A 2,252-nucleotide genomic window follows, 5' to 3' on the forward strand; every position below is an offset into this window, starting at 1 on the left:
ATTCATATTTAGGTTCCTGGAGTCAAGAGTTAAGGGTAAAGAATCAAAAGTCCAGATTTAAGAGTCAAAAGTTAGTAACTCTCCCTCATCTCCCTCATCTCCCTCATCTCCCTCATCTCCCTCATCTTCCCAATCCTCCGTCCCCAGTACCCAGTAGTTACTCATCTTCATCGGGTTCTAAATCGTCTGCTGTCAATTCTTGATGGGGGATGGCGGCGATAATTGCATCTATTACTTTAGATACTGGTAATATTTCAATATTAAGGTCGGGAAATTTTGTCCCTTTTGGCACGATCGCTCGTTTAAATCCCAACTTAGCAGCTTCTTTTAACCGCAGTTCCATTTGGGAAACCGATCGCACTTGTCCACCTAACCCAACTTCACCAATTAATACTGTACCGGGATCGACTATGCGATCGCGGAAACTAGCTACAATTGCGATCGCAATTCCTAAATCTACCGCAGGTTCTTCCACATTCAACCCACCCGCAGAAGCAACGTAAGAATCTAATTTCGACATGGGAATTCCCACTCGTTTTTCTAAGACGGCAAGAATTTGCACCAAGCGGTTGTAATCTACGCCAGTACCAGCACGACGGGGTGAGGGGTAGCTGGTGGGACTCACCAAAGCTTGCAATTCTACAACTATCGGGCGAGTACCTTCGCAAGCAACGACAATGGCAGTACCAGGTGCGGGATCGTCACGGTTGCCTAAAAATAGCTCTGAGGGGTTGGCAACTTCTCGCAGTCCATCTGTCACCATTTCAAAGATGCCGATTTCGTGAGTTGCGCCAAAACGGTTTTTCACTGTCCGTAATAACCGATGAGAGGCAAAGCGATCGCCTTCAAAATACAACACCGTATCTACTAAATGTTCTAAAACTTTTGGCCCGGCGATCGCTCCTTCTTTGGTAACGTGTCCCACAATGAGCATAGTGACATCTTCGTGCTTCGCCACCTTCATCAATGCTGCCGTACATTCCCGTACCTGAGCTACCGAACCTGGTGCAGAAGTCAGCGCTGGAAAAAACACTGTTTGGATACTATCAATCACCGCCACGTTTGGCTTGAGAGAGTCTATTTCCCGTAAAATTTCTTCTAAATCTGTTTCTGGCAGTACATATAAATCTGCACCTATACTGTCAGGGTCTATGGGAAGCGTCGCATCTACTACCACAGTGGTATTCTCATCATTAACCACATTTACGCTTTTTGATACTCCCAAACGAGAAGCGCGTAATTTTACCTGCTGTCCCGATTCTTCACCAGTTACGTAAAGTATGCGATATTTCTGTGCTAATTGATTTGATACTTGCAACAATAAAGTTGATTTACCAATACCCGGATCGCCGCCAATCAGCACCATAGAGCCAGGGACAACCCCGCCCCCAAGCACTCGATCCAATTCTCCATAACCAGACTCCCACCGGGCAATTTGGCGATCGGTAATTTGGTTAAATGTTAAAGAGGCTCGCGCTTTAGCTGGTTTAGCGTGAGATTTGCCATTAGTTTGAGTTGATTGCCAACCACTCACTCCCCCCCGACTGGGTACATCTACTGAGGATTGAATAGAAATTTGTTCTTCTAGAGAGTTGTAAGTGCCACAAGCTGGACATTTACCAAACCATTGGGGCGATTCTGCTCCACATTCGTTACACACAAAAAAGGTTTTTGGCTTTGGCATTCTTAAATCTTATTAAATAATCTTAATATTTACTTAATTCTTGAAAAAAACTAAAAACCAATAATGGTAGTATTTAGAGCTTTTTCCAAATCAATTGATGGAATGATATCTTAATATTATGGTATTAAAAATTAATCATGTAAATTTTTAGTGAAGGAGCGTTGAGAAACTTGGAAAGCCATAAAGAAAAAATCTTGGTGGTAGACGACGAAGCCAGCATTCGCCGGATTTTGGAAACGCGCCTTTCCATGATTGGCTACGATGTAGTGACGGCTGGCGACGGGGAAGAAGCATTAGATATTTTTCGCAAAACTGATCCTGACCTGGTAGTTTTGGATGTAATGATGCCAAAGCTAGACGGCTATGGTGTATGTCAAGAATTACGAAAAGAATCAGATGTCCCGATTATTATGCTAACAGCCTTGGGGGATGTGGCTGATCGCATCACCGGTCTAGAATTGGGTGCTGATGACTACGTAGTTAAACCATTTTCCCCCAAAGAGCTAGAAGCTCGAATTCGCTCAGTGTTGCGGCGAGTAGACAAAAACGGTGCTTCTGGCATTCCCAG

At 44.1% G+C, this 2,252-nt stretch carries 2 protein-coding genes; one reads left to right on the forward strand and one right to left on the reverse strand.

What is annotated here, in order from left to right:
• Positions 1-157 precede the first annotated feature (157 nt).
• On the reverse strand, positions 158-1,684 hold the full coding sequence (radA, locus tag LC574_RS36590; protein ID WP_229458517.1) for a DNA repair protein RadA: 1,527 nt from the start codon (positions 1,682-1,684) through the stop codon (positions 158-160).
• A gap of 170 nt (positions 1,685-1,854) precedes the next feature.
• Here radA and LC574_RS36595 point away from each other — a divergent pair.
• Positions 1,855-2,252 (forward strand): response regulator (locus tag LC574_RS36595; protein WP_229458519.1); only part of this gene is annotated, 398 nt, incomplete at its 3' end.

The organism is Nostoc sp. CHAB 5715, from assembly GCF_020829685.1.
Taxonomy (GTDB): domain Bacteria; phylum Cyanobacteriota; class Cyanobacteriia; order Cyanobacteriales; family Nostocaceae; genus Nostoc.

Coding starts and splice junctions, on each gene's coding strand:
- radA (WP_229458517.1), bottom strand. CDS start 1,684: ATGCCAAAGCCAAAAACCTTTTTTGTGTGTAACGAATGTGGAGCAGAA.